We start from the raw sequence: 16,372 nt of genomic DNA, 5'->3' as shown, positions 1-16,372 counted from the left end.
GACGGGCGACCTCCGCGACGCTCTGGCGCTCGCTTAACACCGCTAACACGATCCCCAATTTTTCTTCAACAGTCCAACTTTGACGTTGCTTGCCCATAACGTCCTCCAACAAAAGTCTCTTCAGTTTGACTTCTGATGGAAGAAATTTCTGGGGCATTACCGTCCAACTTTGACGTTGCTTGCCCATCCTGTCCTCCACAAAAGTCTCTTCAGTTTGACTTCTGATGGAAGAAATTTCTGGGGCATTACCTCGCTCCTGCTGCTGCAAGGCCCACATTTGCGCGTACAAGCCATCCTGTTGCAGCAGCTCACGATGCGTACCTTGCTCGCGTACCCGACCATGATCAAGCACCAGAATCTGATCGGCGTCCACAATCGTGGATAGCCGGTGGGCGATGACCAGCGTCGTGTGTTCCACGGCCACCGCACGCAACGCTTGCAAGATCGCCTGCTCGGAGTTGCTATCCAGGGCTGAAGTCGCCTCGTCGAAGATTAGAATGCGTGGCCGCTTGAGGATCGCGCGCGCAATGGCCACCCGCTGCTTCTCACCGCCGGAGAGTTTCAGGCCCCGCTCCCCGACCAGCGTTTCGTAGCCGGCTGGCAGCGCAGCGATAAAGTCGTGTAACTGGGCCATGCGGACAGCCTCAGCGATGTCCGCGCGGCTGGCGTCCGGGCGCGCATAGGCCAGGTTGTAATACAGCGTGTCGTTGAACAACACCGTATCCTGCGGGACGATGCCGATAGCGGCTCGCAAGCTTTGCTGGGTGACGGTGCGAAGATCCTGGTCGTCGATCAGAATCCGGCCGCCCGTCACCTCATAAAACCGGAACAGCAAGCGCGCCAAGGTAGACTTACCGGCTCCGCTCGCGCCGACCACCGCCAGCTTATGGCCCGGCGGCACGGTAAAACTCACGTCAAACAGGATTTGCCGATCCGGCTGATAGTCAAAATTCACCGCTTCAAAGCGCAACTCACCGCGCGTCACCACCAGTTCGGCGGCGTTGGCAGTATCACGAATTTCTGGTGATTGCTCGAACAGGCGGATCAAATCATCCATATCAGCCAGCGCATATTTGATCTGGCGATAGACAACGCCCAGCATGTTTAAGGGAATGAACAGTTGCAGCAACAGGGCATTGACCAGCACCAGATCGCCCAGCGTCATCTGCCCGTCGGCAACTTGCGTAGCGGCGAAAAACATAATCAGCGTGGCGCCGACGGCAATGATCGTACCCTGGCCGAAATTGAGCGCCGACATCGAAGTCTGGCTTAGGACGGCGCTGTTTTCCCACGCAGTCAGCGTGGCGTCACAGCGCCGCAACTCCCAATCTTCATTGCCGAAATACTTGACCGTTTCATAATTGATCAGGCTATCAACCGCCTCATTACCGGCTTGCGATTCCAGCCGGTTCATCAGCAAGCGATGTTCCATACGCCAATTGGTGATCAGCAAGGTAAACGCCACATAAACGGCGACGCTGCCGAAGATGGTCAAGGTAAACACCGGCGGATAGCGACCCAATAGCAGGATCGCCGCCAGGAGAAATTCCATGATCACTGGCAAGATGCTGAATGCCATGTAATTCAGCAGCGTGCTTAAGCTACGCGCCCCACGTTCTAAATCGCGGCTGATGGCCCCGGTCTTGCGCTCCAGATGAAAACGCAGCGATAGCTCGTGCAAGTGAGCCAGGGTGCGCAGCGTCAAACGGCGCATTGCGCGGTAACGGACGCGCGCAAACAGCATATCGCGCAGCTCACTGAACAAGGCGTTGCCCAGTTTCAGCACGCCGTAAGCCAGCAATAGCGAACCCGGCAGCATGATCAGCGCGGAATGCTGCGGATCGAGACGATCCACGATTTGCTTGAGGGTGAGTGGTACCCCAATGTTGGCGACCTTGGCCGCAATCAGCGCACCGAGCGCGAGTGCTACCCGGCCGCGATATTCCCACAGATAGGGCAACAGGGCGCGCAGGTTGGCCCAGTCACGGCGTCGCGAGCTAGCTAAAGGTAATTCAGTGGGGCGAAGATCGGGACGCATAAATTTCGGTGGCCTCAAAAACGAAAGGCCATCCCGTGAGGATGGCCCTGATACTGCGACGCTGCCGAGTACAGCAACTTATTTGGCTGGCACCGGCGCACCCTGAATGAAAGCCGGCGGGGTCGCCTTGGGCACCTGGATCGGCGGCGGCGGGATCACCGGTGCAGTGGCTGTCTTGGCTGGTGCAGCAGTCACCGCTGGCTGGGCTGGCGGTGCTGCCACCGCAGCCGCTGGCTTGGCCGGTGCAGCAGTCACGGTTGGGGCCGGAGCCGGAGCCGCCGCTGCGGGAGCCGGAGCCGGCGCGGTAGCAGATGCTTCGGTCTTAATACCGGTTTGATCCAGCATATAGCCGATAGCATCTTTTAGATTTGCCTCAGTCAGCGAGGGATCGCCACCCTTGGCAGGCATGGCACGAAGGCCACTGACCGAGTGCGTCACTAAGGTATCTAAACCTTGCGCCAAACGGGTTTCCCACTGAGCCTTGTCACCGACCTTGGGCGCACCTAACGTACCGGCGGTATGGCAGGCGGCGCAAACCTTATTGTAAACCTCAGCACCGGACAGCTTTACTGCCACAGCGGGCTTGGGTTGCTCGAAAGAAACCCGTGCCACTGGCTTGATGCGTTCGAGTGCGGCAGCTTGCCGTCGGGAGTTATCGTCTGGGGCGACGTGTCCGACGACACTAATGAGGGCGGCGGCCATAAACAGCACGACCGCCAAGAGCACCAATCCGGAGATCAGGGTAACGGACGTGGTCATTACGGATGAATCGGCTTGCTGGCTCACATTTCACCTCATTGGAAACATTTGCAACCCGCGCATCTCCGGTGCGTCGCAGCGGTTTATCGGATCACGCGCATACTCTCTCTCGGAGCGTTCGCGGGCGGGCCGTCGGCGGGGATTAGGGATTGTTTTTTATATTGTCGCTTGAATACGGCTTAAACGCAGTAATTATAACGGTATTTGGCCTGACCTGAAAACCGATATCCCAGCGTTGGGGCATATTGCCGGAGGTGTAACAGCCGCTTGGTTTCGTCCAGCAAGGCGGCTGCCAAAGACTGGACGTGCCAGCATAATCCAGGTATCTTAATCAATCTTTCCTAAAGCGCCCGTAGCTCAGTTGGATAGAGCGTCGGCCTCCGGAGCCGAAGGTCGTGAGTTCAAGTCTCGCCGGGCGCGCCAATCCTCGCTTATCACAGCAAAACGCAAAAACCCTCACCCGTTGACGGGCGAGGGTTAGCATCAGAACACTTCAACCTGATCGGCTCTGCGCGTTAATTGCTCGCTGGCTGCCCACTGGCATTGTCACGACTGCTCCGCTCGGCCATGAACTGATCGAACTCAGCCCGATCACGCGCGCGGCGTAGCCGTTCAAGAAACTCCATAAATTCGCGTTGATCTTCCTCCAGTCGATGCAACGTCTCCTTGCGATAGTCATCGAAGGCGGAATTACCGGTGGAATTGGTATGACGCCCAGCGCAACAGCCGTTGCCCATGATATGGAAAAACGCCCGAAAACCATGAGACCGCCCATGATCGGAAGGATGGGAAGAAGAGCACTTCATTTTTCCGCTCCAAAATAGATAGGCCAAAAACGCCAGCCCGAAGGGCCACCAAATCATAAAACCCAGAAGGATCAGGCCAATCCAAAGCCCTTTACCCGTTCCATGAGGTTTCTCGGTAAAACAATCGGGTTTCGCCGCAAGAATCATGGTCTCCTCCTCCAAGTTAATGTTAATCACATTAACAATGTTAAGCCTATAAACACTGGGCGTCAACAAACTATCGATTTTAAAGTTTGGGTGGAATAGGCTCGCCACCGCCAAAGCCGAGGCCCCGCGTGTAGAGCAAAATACCGGCTTCCAACAAATCTTCAGGCGTCATCGACAGAGGTTGCGGCAACCCTTCACCGGAATTTAAAAAAAGTGAAGCGACGCCATGGCATAAGGACCAGATATGGAGAGCCACCATCCGCGAAGGAGGGCGCTGGTTTTTGGCTTGATTGGCGCACAGTGCTTCAGCCGCTAGCCGCAACAAGGCAAGTGCGCCCTCGCTGGTTCGAGCTAACTCGCTCTCGGTCTCTGGCTGCGGGCAGGCTGCGAACATTGCTGAGTAATAGGCGGGTTGTTGGCGGGCAAAAACTAGATAAGCACGCCCACAATTGACCAGGGCGCGCAGCGGTTCCGGCCGGCCATCGTCCCAAGCGCGCACCAGTTCCGCCTCGAACTGTTGAAAGCCACGGGTAGCCATCTCCACCAACAAGGCGTTGCGGTCGCGAAAATGCCGGTAAGGGGCGGCTGGACTGACTCCAACCAAGCGGGCAACTTCGGCGAAGGTAAAACCAGCCGGGCCGCGTTCGGCAATCAAATCCAGCGCCGCCGCGATCAGTGCTTCGCGCAAATTGCCGTGATGGTAGCGATCACGGCCGGTGCCAGAGCTATCTTTGTACCAGATCATGAGAAGTTTATTGCGAGCGGTATGGCGGTTCGTCGCTGGAATTCTAGCAAGTTCACGCAGCAACCGGTCGAATCCAGCCGGTTAAGATGAGGCAGGAGAGAGCGAATTGGCTCGGATCGTGGTAATCGGTTCGGTGGCACGCGATGACGTGATTCATCTCACTGAACCGTTGCGGGCTGGTGGGCATCTGAATGGCGTTCCAACCCACACCCGACTCGGTGGTGGCGGCGCCAATACGGCGGTGGCCTTGGCGGCGGCGGGTCACCAGGTCACTTTGCTGGCGGCAATTGGCCGTGATGCGGTTGGTGAGGCATTGCTGGCTGAGCTTGCCGCTGCCAGTGTGATAACGACCGCGCTCGCGCACTTGGATCAACCGACCACCCGTTCTTATATCTTGGTCGATCCGCTTGGTGAGCGCACAGTGATCAACGTCGCCCGCTGCGAGGAAGCGGCGCCACCGCAACGGCTGTTGGATTTGCCAGCGGATGTGGTCTATGTGCGTAGCCGTCGGCTTGATCTGGCGCCGCTCTTGGCGGCGAAGGCGAACGACAGTCTGATTATTGCACACGCGCCGCCCATCGAGCCGGGTATGCGTCCGGCGCATGTGGTGGTCGCCTCGCTCTCTGATCTGACTGCCGATCAGGGCAAATCACGGGCTGTTTTGGGCAAAACCGTCTCCAACGGCTTGGCGCGCTGGACGGTACTGACGGCCGGTGGGGCAGGCGCACATGCTTATGGCACGACCGAAGCACTGGCGACACCCGCGCAGCGCGTTCGGCCCATTGATACCACCGGCGCAGGGGATGCTTTTGCCGCCGGGCTGATTCATGCTCTGCTGGAACATCGGCCGATGGCGGAGGCGCTGACCCTTGCAGTGCGCTTCGGCACCGAGGCAACGTTGTGGCCAACCTCCGGCTTGCCGGCAGCGGCCGTTCACCGTTTATTGCAGGAGATTTGAGATGCAAACTCGCCGTCTTGGCCGTGAAGGCCCCATCGTCTCCGCCATGGGCTTAGGCTGCATGGGGATGAGTGATTTCTACAGCGGTCGCGATGATGTGGAATCCATCGCCACTATTCACCGTGCGCTCGACTTAGGCGTTACCCTGCTCGATACCGCCGATATCTATGGGCCGTTTACGAATGAGGAGTTGGTCAGCCGAGCACTCAAGGGCCAACGGGATCGAGCGTTCTTGGCCACTAAATTCGGCATCGTGCGTGACCCCAATGATCCAACCCGGCGCGGCATCAATGGTCGGCCGGAGTATGTTCGTGCGTGTTGTGAAACCAGTTTGCAGCGGTTGGGGGTCGATACCATTGATTTGTATTACCAACATCGGGTCGATCCGGCCACCCCCATTGAAGAAACCGTCGGGGCAATGGCCGCCCTGGTCCAAGCCGGTAAGGTCCGATATTTGGGGCTGTCGGAAGCATCAGCCAACACGCTGGAACGCGCGTGCGCGGTGCATCCGATCACTGCCGTACAAAGTGAATATTCGTTGTGGAGCCGTGAACCGGAAACCGATGTGCTGGCGGCCTGTCGGCGGTTGGGGGTAGGTTTTGTTGCCTATAGTCCCCTGGGGCGTGGTTTTCTGACAGGCGCCATTCAAAAACCCGATGATTTTGCCGAGGACGATTACCGCCGCCTTAGCCCCCGATTTCAAGGTGAGAATTTCACAAAGAATTTGGCATTAGTCGAAAAAATCCGCCAGTTGGCCGACCGTAAAGGTTGTCGCCCCTCGCAGCTCGCACTGGCGTGGGTGTTGGCGCAGGGCGACGATATCGTGCCGATTCCGGGGACCAAGCGGCGGCGCTATCTAGAAGAAAATGTGGCAGCGGCCGATGTAGCGTTCACGGCGGCGGAATTGGCCGAGATCGACGCGGTTTTCCCGCTGACGGCGGCGGCCGGTTCGCGCTATCCCGAGGAGATGATGCGGTTGGTCAACGGCTAAGCCTCTCTCGACAGACCGAGCGCGGCTATGAACCTTTCCGCGTGGCGCTCGCCCATCGGCGTGGTGGGCCGACACCTCCGAGAATTCCTAGCGATCCACCCCGCTATTCGCCAATTGACTGTGGCTTATAGCGGTGGGATGGATTCCCATGCCCTGCTCCATCTGCTGGCCAGCGCGCTGGAGCTAACGCTTGGGCGAACCTTACGAGCGGTGTATGTCGATCACGGGCTGCAAGCCACCTCGGCCGCGTGGGGTGAGCATTGCGCCAGAGTCAGTCGGGAACTGGGTGTAGCGTTTCACATCCTCAAGATCGACGCTCAGGCTAGCCCGGGTGAAAGCCCTGAAGCCGCCGCCCGCCGCGCCCGCTATGCGGCTTTCACCGCTGAGATTGATGCCGAAACCGCATTACTGACCGCTCATCATTGCGACGACCAGGCCGAAACCTTATTGCTGCAATTATTGCGGGGTGCGGGACCACACGGCTTGGCAGCGATGCCGCTCGCCGCGCGATTAGGCCAAGGCTGGCTATTGCGACCTTTGCTAGAGGTTAGTCGTGCCGAGTTACTGGCCTATGCACGTCAGCACCGCTTGCAGTGGATTGATGATGGTAGCAATGCGGATACCGGTTTCGACCGCAATTATCTGCGTCACCGCATCTGGCCGTTGCTGCAACAACGCTGGCCAGCGGTCAGCCCTAATCTTTCCCGCTCGGCGCAATGGTGCGCTGAAGCGGCTGACTGGCTGGATAGCACAGCGGTAGCTGATCTAGAGCGAGTTGCAACCGAACGCCCCGATGCGCTGTGCCTTCTCCGTCTAGCCGAATTAAGCGATCTTCGCCAACGCAATGTGGTGCGCTATTGGTTGCGTCAGCTCGGTTTACCGGTGCTGGATAGCCGACAACTCCGCCACCTGCTCCACGATATTCTCAATGCTGGTGCTGACCGCTGTCCCTGCGTTCGCTGGCCTGGTGGCGAAGCGCGGCGCTATCGGCAAACCCTGTATGCCATGCCGCCGCTCCTGCCCGTTGGCCCAGGCTGCACCTTGCTCTGGCGACCGGAAGCGAACGGCTGGCAGCCGCTGGATTTACCCGGCATTGGTCAGCTTTGGTTGCAAGAGCGAGTGGGCAGCGGCCTGCGTGCCGAGGCGCTCGGCGATTTTGCACTGACCGTCCGGTTTCGGGCAGGCGGTGAGCGCTTTCGCCCGGCAGGCCGCCGTCACAGTCAGGAATTAAAGAAATTATTGCAGGAAGCGCAGATTCCACCCTGGCAACGAGACCGCTTACCGCTTTTGTATAACCATCAGGAGTTGCTGGCGGTGGTCGGTTTAGGCATTGCCGATGCTTATCTGGCTGGGGTAGGCGAGAAAGGCTGGGAACCCGTTTTAGTGCAACCGTCGTATTAGCTTTTGATCAGTGACTTACAGCACCTTTAGATAGTGACTTACAGCACTTCAATGTGAGGTACTTTGATCATGAAAATACCCTAAAAGGCTGGTACTAATCAGCCTCCTACGCTGACGCTACGGATCACTGTATCCCCTAATAGAATGAAGAGGTTCTCATGGCTCAGAGCAAGAAAGATAAGGCAGCTACGGACGCCAAACCGAAGCAGGCCCGCGCCCCCGCGAAGACTCAGCAATCCACACCGGATACTGCAACGACCGTCCATCCCGGCATGGGTGCTATCCCACATGAGAACGGGGTAGCCTTCCGGGTCTGGGCGCCCAACGCTTCAACGGTCGCAGTCTGTGGCAGCTTCAATAATTGGGATCAAGCCGCTCATCCCTTGACCTCTGAAGGCAACGGTTACTGGTATGGCGATGTGGCCGAGGCCAAGATCGGTGATGAATACCGTTATTTTTTGAACACCCCCTGGGGCGAGTTATCCCGCATTGATCCCTATGCCCGCGAAGTCACCAATTCCGTCGGCAATGGGGTGGTGCATCAGCCCCACTTCGACTGGGGCGATGATCAATTCCAGTGTCCGCCCTGGAACGAGTTGGTCATCTATGAAATGCATGTCGGCACTTTTTATGATCCTGACCCAGAGAACAATTTGCCAGCCGGGTTTCATGACATCACCAAGCAATTCGGCCACCTGAAGAAGTTGGGGGTCAACGCCTTGCAGTTGATGCCCGTCGCTGAGTTCGCGGGTGATCATTCATGGGGCTACAACCCCGCGCACATCTTCGCAGTGGAAACGGCCTATGGTGGGCCGAAGGCGTTTAAGGAATTCGTCAAGCAAGCCCATCAAAATGGCTTCGCGGTGATTCTGGATGTGGTGTACAACCACTTCGGCCCGTCTGATCTCGATCTGTGGCGGTTTGACGGCTGGAGTGAGAACGACGGCGGCGGTATTTATTTCTTTCAAGACGACCGTCGCCATACCCCTTGGGGTGCCACCCGGCCCGATTACGGGCGTGGAGAAGTCCGTCAGTTTATCCGTGATAACGCCTTGATGTGGCTGGAAGATTATCATGTTGATGGCCTGCGTATGGATATGACGGTTTATATCCACAAGCATGGATCGGGAGCCGCGCCGATCCAGGAAGGCTGGAGCTTATTGCAGTGGATCAACCGCGAGATCGCTGAAAAATTCCCTGGCCGAATCACCATCGCGGAGGATTTGCAGCAAGATGCTTATGTGACCAAGGAAGAACACGAGGGTGGCGCGGGCTTCAGCGCCCAGTGGAGTTCGAGTTTTGTTCACCCGATCCGGGAGGCGGTGATTGTTGCTTCCGATGAATGGCGCTCAATGGCAGCCGTCGCAACGGCCATCCAGTTCCGCTACAACATCGACTCGTTTGAACGGATCATTTACAGCGAATCGCACGATGAGGTCGCCAACGGCAAGGCGCGGGTGCCGCAGGAAATCGATGGTGGCGATAGCAAGGGTTTTTATGCCCAGAAACGCTCAACCCTGGCGGCGGCGATGGTGTTCACGGCGGCGGGTATCCCCATGCTGTTCCAGGGTCAGGAATTTCTGGAGGGTGAATGGTTCCGCGACACGGTGCCGGTCGATTGGCACAACTCTGGCGATTTTCGCGGGATCGTGCGGTTGTACCGCGATTTGATCCATCTGCGGCTCAATCGGCCCGGCAAGACGCGCGGCTTGTGTGGGCAGCATGTGCATGTCACCCATTGCAACGATCCCTATAACATGATCGCGTTTCGTCGCTGGGATGTCGGCGGGTCGGGCGATGATGTGGTGGTAGTCGCCAATTTCTCGGCCGAGCGGCGCGAGAATTACCGGGTGGGCTTTCCCGCTGAAGGCGAGTGGAAACTGCGGCTCAATTCTGACTGGCAGGGTTACAGCACACTCTTTACGGGAACGTCTGAAGGCGATGTGGTGGCTGGGCCGGATGATTACGATAACCTGCCCGCCAGTGCTGAAGTCTCGATTGGCCCCTACAGTGTGCTGATTTTCTCGCAGGAGCCTTGAGAATCTGCCTATTTGTCGAGCAATGCCCAATAACGAAAACGGCGACCTGCGGGTCGCCGTTTTGCGCTCATTGCTTCGGAGCAAACTATTGATGATGCTATGATGCCAATTATGCGCATCACAATCCAAATCGACGATGAATTGTTGATGACCCTCAAGGAACAGGCACGCCGCCAAAAGAGTTCCTTGACCCATCTTGTCAATCAGACATTGTGCGCCGGTCTTCAAGCCGCCAAAGCTCCCGCTGCTAACAAGCCGTTATTTCAGGAACGACCCCATTCGATGGGTGCTCCCAAGCTTTGCCTGAACAAGGCGCTTGATCTTGCCGCAGCGCTTGAGGATGAGGAAATCACTCATTGCGTTCGCTACTGGAAGAAGCGGGTACAGCGGGCAACCTGACGACCGACACGCATCTGGCCGCGCTGGCGATCAGCCACGGCGCTGTCCTCATCTCCTGCGACAACGACTTCATGCGCTTTAAAGGCTTGCGCTGGGAAAATCCCCTGGGTCACCTCCGACGGTGAGCAGTTCCGAAAACCTCGCGGGCGTGTCGCCATTGATGGCTGGGTCTGGTATCTTGTAGCGTCTTTTGGCTACCCCCCTTCCCCGCATGACCCGATTCATCTTTATTACTGGCGGTGTGGTGTCCTCCCTCGGCAAAGGCATCGCCGCCGCATCACTAGCAGCCGTGTTGGAAGCGCGGGGACTCAAGGTCACCCTGATTAAGCTGGACCCTTACATCAACGTCGATCCCGGCACCATGAGTCCGTTCCAGCATGGTGAAGTCTTCGTCACCAGCGATGGCGCGGAAACCGACCTTGATCTGGGCTACTACGAGCGCTTCGTGGCGATGACCGCCACCCGCCGTAACAACTTCACGACTGGGCGCATCTACGAAGAAGTCATCCGTAAAGAGCGACGTGGGGATTATCTCGGCGGCACCGTGCAAGTCATCCCGCACATTACCGACGAGATCAAACGCTCCATTAGTGATGGGGCGGGAACAGCCGACATCGCGCTGGTCGAAATCGGCGGCACCGTCGGCGACATCGAATCCCAACCTTTTCTGGAAGCGATCCGCCAGATGGGCGTGGAACTGGGCCGGGAGTTGTGCCTGTTTATCCATCTGACTCTGGTGCCGTACATCAAATCGTCCGGCGAACTGAAGACCAAGCCGACCCAGCACTCGGTTAAAGAATTACGCTCTATCGGTATTCAGCCGGATATTCTGTTGTGCCGCTCGGATCGGGAAGTACCGGTTGAGGAGCGGCGCAAAATTGCGCTGTTTACCAATGTCGAAGCCAAGGCCGTCCTTAGCGTGCCTGATGCCGATACCATTTACCGGATTCCGCTCTTGCTGCACGCTCAAGGCGTGGACGAGACCGTCGCCCGCAAGCTGCATTTGGAAAACTTGCCGCCCGCCGATCTGGCCGACTGGGAACGGGTGGTACAAGCCATCGAATCGCCGCTGCACGAAATCGACATCGCTATGGTCGGCAAATATGTCGATCTGACCGACGCCTATAAATCACTGAATGAAGCCCTGCTGCACAGCGGTATCCACACCCGTACCAAAGTCAATATCCATTACATGGACTCCGAACAAATCGAAGCGCACGGTACAGCTTGTCTGGAGAGGATGGATGCCATCCTGGTGCCGGGCGGATTCGGCAAACGTGGCATTGAAGGCAAGATCGCGGCGGTGCGCTATGCACGCGAACAACGGATTCCCTATCTGGGCATCTGCTTGGGGATGCAGGTGGCGGTGATCGAGTTTGCCCGCCATGTCGCTGGCCTAAGCGATGCGCATAGCACCGAATTTCGCCAGGAGACACCGCACCCGGTGATCGCCCTGGTGACTGAATGGACCGATGAGGAGGGGGCGTTGCAACGCCGTCAGGAAGGCAATGATCTCGGTGGCACCATGCGCCTGGGTGCGCAATCCTGCTGGCTGGTTCCCGACAGTCTGGCGCGGGCGACCTACGGCCAGGATGTGGTGACCGAGCGCCACCGCCATCGTTACGAATTTAACAACCGCTACCGCGAACCGTTGCGCGCCGCCGGGCTGATCTGCTCCGGCCATTCGCTGGACGGGCGATTGGTGGAAATGGTCGAATTACCGGGCCATCCCTGGTTTTTGGGTTGCCAGTTTCATCCCGAATTCACCTCTACCCCACGGGCCGGTCATCCGCTATTTCAAGGCTTTGCCGAGGCCGCGCTCCGCCAGCGCCGCGAACGGCATGGGGATGCGGACGCGACATGATGCAGCTCTGCGGCTTTGAGGTGGGTTTGGATCGACCGCTATTTCTGATCGCTGGCCCCTGCGTGATCGAATCCGAACAATTGGCGCTCGATACCGCCGGTCAACTGCAAGAAATCACCGGACGGCTGGGCATTCCGTTTATCTACAAATCTTCCTTCGACAAGGCCAACCGCTCGTCGGGCCAGAGCTTTCGCGGCCCCGGCCTGGAAGCAGGTCTGAAGATTCTGGAAACGGTCAAGCGCGAAATCGGCGTACCGGTGCTGACCGATGTGCATGAATACACGCCCTTGCAAGAAGTCGCTGCGGTGGTCGATGTGCTGCAAACCCCGGCGTTTCTGTGCCGTCAAACCGATTTTATCCAGAATGTCGCCCGCCAGAACCGACCAGTCAATATCAAAAAAGGCCAGTTCCTTGCCCCCTGGGACATGGGCAATGTCGTCGCCAAAGCGCGGGCAACGGGCAACGACCAGATCATGGTCTGCGAACGCGGCGTGTCCTTTGGTTACAATAACCTGGTCTCCGACATGCGTGCGTTGATGGTGATGCGCGCCACCGGCTGCCCGGTGGTATTCGACGCCACCCATTCGGTGCAATTGCCCGGCGGTCAAGGGAATGCCTCCGGCGGTCAGCGCGAATTCGTGCCGGTGCTGGCGCGGGCGGCGGTGGCGGCGGGCATTGCCGGGTTGTTTATGGAAACTCATCCCGATCCCGACCAAGCCTTAAGCGATGGCCCTAACGCCTGGCCACTGGCCCGGCTGGAAGCGTTGCTGGCCACGCTGAAAGCACTTGATGAGACGATCAAACAGCGCGGTTTTCTCGAAACCGGATTAGAATAAGCGTTTTATCCCCCACGAGCACAACACCCAGAGGAGTTGTCAGAATGTCAAAAATCAAAGAAATCATCGGCCGTGAAATCATGGATTCGCGGGGCAACCCGACGGTCGGCGTCGATGTGATTCTCGAATCCGGCGCCAAGGGTACGGCGGGCGTGCCGTCCGGGGCTTCCACCGGCAGCCGCGAGGCGCTGGAATTGCGCGATGGCGACAAGAGCCGCTATCTGGGTAAGGGCGTTTTGAAAGCCGTCGGCAATATCAACAGCGAGTTGAAAAAGGCGGTAGTGGGCATGGAAGCAGTGGACAATCAGGCCGCTATCGACCAGAAGATGATCGATCTGGACGGCACTCCCACCAAGAGCCGCCTGGGCGCCAACGCGCTGCTGGGTGTGTCGATGGCCACCGCACACGCCGCCGCTGCCGAGAAGAAAGTTCCGCTGTACAAGTATCTGAACCCCACCGGCCCGTATCATCTGCCGGTGCCGATGATGAATATCTTGAACGGCGGTGCCCATGCCGATAACAGCGTGGACATGCAGGAATTCATGATCATGCCGGTCGGTGCGCCCAGCTTCCACGAAGCCCTGCGCTGGGGTGCGGAAGTGTTCCACGCCCTGAAAGCCGTGCTGAAGAAGCAGGGCATGAACACCGCCGTGGGCGACGAAGGCGGCTTTGCGCCGAATCTATCCTCCAACGAGGCGGCGCTGGAAGTGGTCATGGAAGCCATCAAGAACGCCGGTTACACGCCGGGCAAAGATATTTACATCGCCCTGGATTGCGCCAGTTCTGAATTCTACAAGAATGGCAAATACACGCTGGAAGCCGAAGGCAAATCCTTCACCTCCAACGAAATGGCCGACAAGCTGGCCGATTGGGTTAGCCGTTATCCCATCGTCTCCATCGAAGACGGTCTGGACGAGAGCGACTGGGACGGTTGGGCCTATTTGACCCAGGTGCTGGGCAAGAAAATCCAGTTGGTCGGCGACGATCTGTTTGTCACCAACACCTCGATTCTCAAGCGCGGCATTGACCAGGGCATCGCTAACTCGATCCTGATCAAGGTCAACCAGATCGGCACCCTGACCGAGACCCTGGCCGCGATCAAGATGGCCGCTGATGCCGGTTACACCTCGATTTCTTCACATCGTTCCGGCGAAACCGAGGACACCACGATTGCCGATTTGGCCGTCGCCACCGCTGCCAGTCAGATCAAGACCGGCTCGCTCAGCCGTTCGGATCGCATCGCCAAGTACAACCGCCTGTTGGTGATCGAAGGCGAACTGGGTTCCGCCGCCGTCTATCCCGGCAAGAAAGCGTTCAACGTTTTTCCGGGCTGACGTGAAAGTTTAAGTCGGGTTTATCCGGCGCTTGCGATCACGGCAAGCTGAAACCCGCCTATCCCGCGCCCCCAGCCCTTCACGTCGCATGTTGCGGCAAGAACCTGGGGGCGTCGGTCCTACCCGGTGGTCACAGCGCTCCCCTGTTCAGACCAAATTTTTAGACCAGCGAAGTTATGCAGATTCTCGTAGCGATCCTGATCGCTTTATTGGTGCTGTGCCAATACCTCTTGTGGATCGATGCGGACAGTGTTCGGCAAACGTATACGTTGCGTATCTCCGTCCAAGCCCAGACCGACGAAAATGCGATCCTAAACGAGCGCAATCGTGCCTTGGAAGCGGATATCAAGGACTTAAAGACCGGGCTGACCGCGATTGAAGAGCGGGCACGGTCTGAGATGGGGATGATCCGTCAGGATGAAACCTTCTATCGGCTGCTGGAACCACCTACCACAAAGGCGAGAGTGTCCAAAGGCTCCTCCTCTACCGGCACGCCAAGCTTAGCGCCACCAGCGGCCACACGACCCGTTCCTCAACCCCTTGCACCGACTCCCCCCAAGAATCCGGCCTCACCTGACCAACCCGACGCCACCGATAATCCGCCTATTCTCGATCCGATCCCGTCAGATCCAACTGCACGCCCTTAACCGGCAGATACCGTCCGATTCCCATACCGAACAACTCGATGATAAACAGTGTGCGTTACTGGGCCATCGTGCCTGCGGCCGGCACCGGCAAGCGATTGGGTTCGACCATCCCCAAACAATATTTAACGCTGCTTGATCGACCGGTTATCGCGCATACGCTGGCAGCTCTGCTTCAGCATCCGCGCATCGAAGGCGCTGTCGTTGTCGTAGATAGCAAAGATTGCTGGTGGCCTGATATAGCGGCAAGCTTGGATACCGCCAAACCTTTATGGCGGGCGCCCGGTGGAACGGAGCGCTGCCATTCGGTGCTCAACGGCTTGGAGGTGCTGCAAGCACAAGCCGAATCGACCGATTGGGTCTTGGTACACGATGCTGCTCGCCCCTGCCTGACAGCAGCAGACCTCGACCGGTTATTCGCTCAGTTGGCTGATGATCCTGTCGGCGGCCTGTTAGCGACTCCGGTACGCGATACCTTAAAACAAGCGGATTCTAGCGGCCGTATTGGCGTCACCGTGGATCGCTCGCAGCTTTGGCATGCGCTAACCCCGCAGATGTTTCGTTTAGGGGATTTGCATCATGCCTTACGCGCCGCTCTGGCGCGCGGGTTATTGGTAACCGACGAAGCGGCTGCCATGGAAGCAGCCGGTTTTTCTCCCCGGCTCGTCGAAGGGCGAGCGGATAACATCAAGATCACGCGGCCGGAAGACTTAGCTTTGGCCGCGTTTTTTTTGAGCCATCGATAAGCTCTGATTCAAGCAAAAAGCCCATGCGGCTTGCCACATGGGTTTTATTTGGTGGGCCGTGTGCGATTCGAACACACGACCAACAGATTTAGAGCCTATCCCAATATTAAGATATTGATATATTTATGAAATAATCGCATCATTTGCCTATAGAGTAGGGCGTAACCAGTCGAGCACGTCCCCGCTCAGGCGACCAGGTGCAGAGGAGCAGACTTAGGTTTAAAGGGGAGGTTGGCGTAGAGACGCACCGTTTCGCTTTGGATGTGATGGTTCATGAACGGCTCCCACTCGTCGTTGAGCGCCACGCAGCGCAGATTCAACAGGGCTTGGGCGCCGGGGAGCGTCCAGTGCATCCCGGCCCGTTCCATCCGGTCCTTGACCACATGGCGGCAGGCCTCTCGTAGTGGATGCGGTCGCGGTGGCGGTCGAAATAGCCGTGAATCGCCGCCAGCCGGGCACGGGTGGCGGCGGGCGGTTCGCTCTGCTCGGCGAGGTGTTGCAGCCAGGAGTCTGTCAATTTTTTTGTGTAAATGCGATTTTGCTTTTGCGATTTTGCTTTATTGAATCAGAGTGGCAAGCGGCCCTCGAATTGAATGGCGAAGCGATTGAGGGCCTGTTTCCAGTCTTTGATGGGCATGGTCCATTTTTTGGCGGCTTGCTCAATA

General features: G+C 57.8%; 16 protein-coding genes and 1 tRNA gene. 12 read left to right on the top strand and 5 right to left on the bottom strand.

Features of this window, described 5'->3' with window-relative positions; translation table 11 throughout:
- The coding region (locus BN873_RS14005) for an ABCB family ABC transporter ATP-binding protein/permease (protein WP_071244263.1) at nucleotides 1-2,038 on the bottom strand (2,038 nt) is incomplete at its 3' end.
- Nucleotides 2,039-2,116: 78 nt separating this feature from the next.
- Nucleotides 2,117-2,797, bottom strand: coding sequence for a c-type cytochrome (locus tag BN873_RS14000; protein ID WP_048674844.1), 681 nt, complete (start codon nucleotides 2,795-2,797; stop codon nucleotides 2,117-2,119).
- A gap of 346 nt (nucleotides 2,798-3,143) precedes the next feature.
- Between BN873_RS14000 and BN873_RS13995 the strand changes: the two genes are divergently transcribed.
- Nucleotides 3,144-3,220: transfer RNA gene (locus BN873_RS13995), tRNA-Arg, on the top strand.
- 92 nt (nucleotides 3,221-3,312) lie between these two features.
- Here the strand turns inward: BN873_RS13995 and BN873_RS13990 are convergent.
- Together BN873_RS13990 and BN873_RS13985 are read right to left on the bottom strand one after the other, a co-directional pair.
- Nucleotides 3,313-3,750, bottom strand: a complete 438-nt coding sequence (locus BN873_RS13990) for a DUF2852 domain-containing protein (RefSeq protein WP_048674840.1) — start codon at nucleotides 3,748-3,750, stop codon at nucleotides 3,313-3,315.
- A 79-nt stretch (nucleotides 3,751-3,829) separates the two neighbouring features.
- Nucleotides 3,830-4,495: a TetR/AcrR family transcriptional regulator gene (locus BN873_RS13985; RefSeq protein ID WP_048674838.1), complete on the bottom strand. Its 666-nt coding sequence runs from the start codon at nucleotides 4,493-4,495 to the stop codon at nucleotides 3,830-3,832.
- Nucleotides 4,496-4,601: 106 nt separating this feature from the next.
- Here BN873_RS13985 and BN873_RS13980 point away from each other — a divergent pair, with 106 nt between their 5' ends.
- The 11 genes from BN873_RS13980 to ispD all read left to right on the top strand — a co-directional run bounded on the left by BN873_RS13980 (nucleotide 4,602) and on the right by ispD (nucleotide 15,707).
- Nucleotides 4,602-5,453 (top strand): PfkB family carbohydrate kinase, encoded by an 852-nt coding sequence (locus tag BN873_RS13980; RefSeq protein ID WP_048674835.1) that lies wholly within the window; start codon nucleotides 4,602-4,604, stop codon nucleotides 5,451-5,453.
- A gap of 1 nt (nucleotide 5,454) precedes the next feature.
- Nucleotides 5,455-6,444, top strand: coding sequence for an aldo/keto reductase (locus tag BN873_RS13975; protein WP_048674832.1), 990 nt, complete (start codon nucleotides 5,455-5,457; stop codon nucleotides 6,442-6,444).
- A gap of 27 nt (nucleotides 6,445-6,471) precedes the next feature.
- Nucleotides 6,472-7,845 carry a tRNA lysidine(34) synthetase TilS gene (tilS, locus tag BN873_RS13970; protein ID WP_082161300.1) on the top strand — a complete coding sequence of 458 codons (1,374 nt, stop codon included), beginning with the start codon at nucleotides 6,472-6,474 and terminating at the stop codon, nucleotides 7,843-7,845.
- Nucleotides 7,846-8,117: 272 nt separating this feature from the next.
- Entirely contained in the window at nucleotides 8,118-9,884 is a 1,767-nt protein-coding gene (locus tag BN873_RS13965; RefSeq protein ID WP_048674853.1) for an alpha-amylase family glycosyl hydrolase, read from the top strand.
- A 111-nt stretch (nucleotides 9,885-9,995) separates the two neighbouring features.
- On the top strand, nucleotides 9,996-10,283 hold the full coding sequence (locus BN873_RS13960; RefSeq protein ID WP_139031731.1) for a hypothetical protein: 288 nt from the start codon (nucleotides 9,996-9,998) through the stop codon (nucleotides 10,281-10,283).
- Nucleotides 10,241-10,408: a PIN domain-containing protein gene (locus BN873_RS20140; protein ID WP_139031730.1), complete on the top strand. Its 168-nt coding sequence runs from the start codon at nucleotides 10,241-10,243 to the stop codon at nucleotides 10,406-10,408. Before BN873_RS13960 ends, BN873_RS20140 begins: the two co-directional genes overlap by 43 nt.
- Before the next feature lie 86 nt (nucleotides 10,409-10,494).
- Entirely contained in the window at nucleotides 10,495-12,147 is a 1,653-nt protein-coding gene (locus tag BN873_RS13955; RefSeq protein WP_048674826.1) for a CTP synthase, read from the top strand.
- Entirely contained in the window at nucleotides 12,147-12,983 is an 837-nt protein-coding gene (kdsA, locus tag BN873_RS13950; protein WP_048674850.1) for a 3-deoxy-8-phosphooctulonate synthase, read from the top strand. Before BN873_RS13955 ends, kdsA begins: the two co-directional genes overlap by 1 nt.
- A gap of 44 nt (nucleotides 12,984-13,027) precedes the next feature.
- Entirely contained in the window at nucleotides 13,028-14,317 is a 1,290-nt protein-coding gene (gene eno / locus BN873_RS13945) for a phosphopyruvate hydratase (protein ID WP_048674821.1), read from the top strand.
- Between the two features lie 176 nt (nucleotides 14,318-14,493).
- A complete protein-coding gene (ftsB, locus tag BN873_RS19105; RefSeq protein WP_071244260.1) occupies nucleotides 14,494-14,964 on the top strand; it encodes a cell division protein FtsB in 471 nt (156 codons plus the stop codon).
- Between the two features lie 38 nt (nucleotides 14,965-15,002).
- On the top strand, nucleotides 15,003-15,707 hold the full coding sequence (ispD, locus tag BN873_RS13935; protein ID WP_048674817.1) for a 2-C-methyl-D-erythritol 4-phosphate cytidylyltransferase: 705 nt from the start codon (nucleotides 15,003-15,005) through the stop codon (nucleotides 15,705-15,707).
- Nucleotides 15,708-15,892: 185 nt separating this feature from the next.
- Here ispD and BN873_RS20470 read toward each other — a convergent pair whose 3' ends face one another.
- On the bottom strand, nucleotides 15,893-16,060 hold the full coding sequence (locus tag BN873_RS20470) for a hypothetical protein (protein WP_171820486.1): 168 nt from the start codon (nucleotides 16,058-16,060) through the stop codon (nucleotides 15,893-15,895).
- Between the last annotated feature and the right edge of the window lie 312 nt (nucleotides 16,061-16,372).

The sequence above is a fragment of the Candidatus Competibacter denitrificans Run_A_D11 genome (assembly GCF_001051235.1).
Lineage (GTDB): Bacteria > Pseudomonadota > Gammaproteobacteria > Competibacterales > Competibacteraceae > Competibacter_A > Competibacter_A denitrificans.
Note: the sequence above shows the minus strand (reverse complement) of the source record. Positions and strands in the feature narration are given on the sequence as shown.

Coding starts and splice junctions, on each gene's coding strand:
- BN873_RS20470 (WP_171820486.1), bottom strand. CDS start 16,060: ATGCACTGGACGCTCCCCGGCGCCCAAGCCCTGTTGAATCTGCGCTGC.
- eno (WP_048674821.1), top strand. CDS start 13,028: ATGTCAAAAATCAAAGAAATCATCGGCCGTGAAATCATGGATTCGCGG.
- ftsB (WP_071244260.1), top strand. CDS start 14,494: ATGCAGATTCTCGTAGCGATCCTGATCGCTTTATTGGTGCTGTGCCAA.
- BN873_RS13960 (WP_139031731.1), top strand. CDS start 9,996: ATGCGCATCACAATCCAAATCGACGATGAATTGTTGATGACCCTCAAG.
- kdsA (WP_048674850.1), top strand. CDS start 12,147: ATGCAGCTCTGCGGCTTTGAGGTGGGTTTGGATCGACCGCTATTTCTG.
- ispD (WP_048674817.1), top strand. CDS start 15,003: ATGATAAACAGTGTGCGTTACTGGGCCATCGTGCCTGCGGCCGGCACC.
- BN873_RS13965 (WP_048674853.1), top strand. CDS start 8,118: ATGGGTGCTATCCCACATGAGAACGGGGTAGCCTTCCGGGTCTGGGCG.
- BN873_RS14000 (WP_048674844.1), bottom strand. CDS start 2,797: ATGACCACGTCCGTTACCCTGATCTCCGGATTGGTGCTCTTGGCGGTC.
- BN873_RS13990 (WP_048674840.1), bottom strand. CDS start 3,750: ATGATTCTTGCGGCGAAACCCGATTGTTTTACCGAGAAACCTCATGGA.
- BN873_RS13955 (WP_048674826.1), top strand. CDS start 10,495: ATGACCCGATTCATCTTTATTACTGGCGGTGTGGTGTCCTCCCTCGGC.
- tilS (WP_082161300.1), top strand. CDS start 6,472: ATGAACCTTTCCGCGTGGCGCTCGCCCATCGGCGTGGTGGGCCGACAC.
- BN873_RS13985 (WP_048674838.1), bottom strand. CDS start 4,495: ATGATCTGGTACAAAGATAGCTCTGGCACCGGCCGTGATCGCTACCAT.
- BN873_RS13975 (WP_048674832.1), top strand. CDS start 5,455: ATGCAAACTCGCCGTCTTGGCCGTGAAGGCCCCATCGTCTCCGCCATG.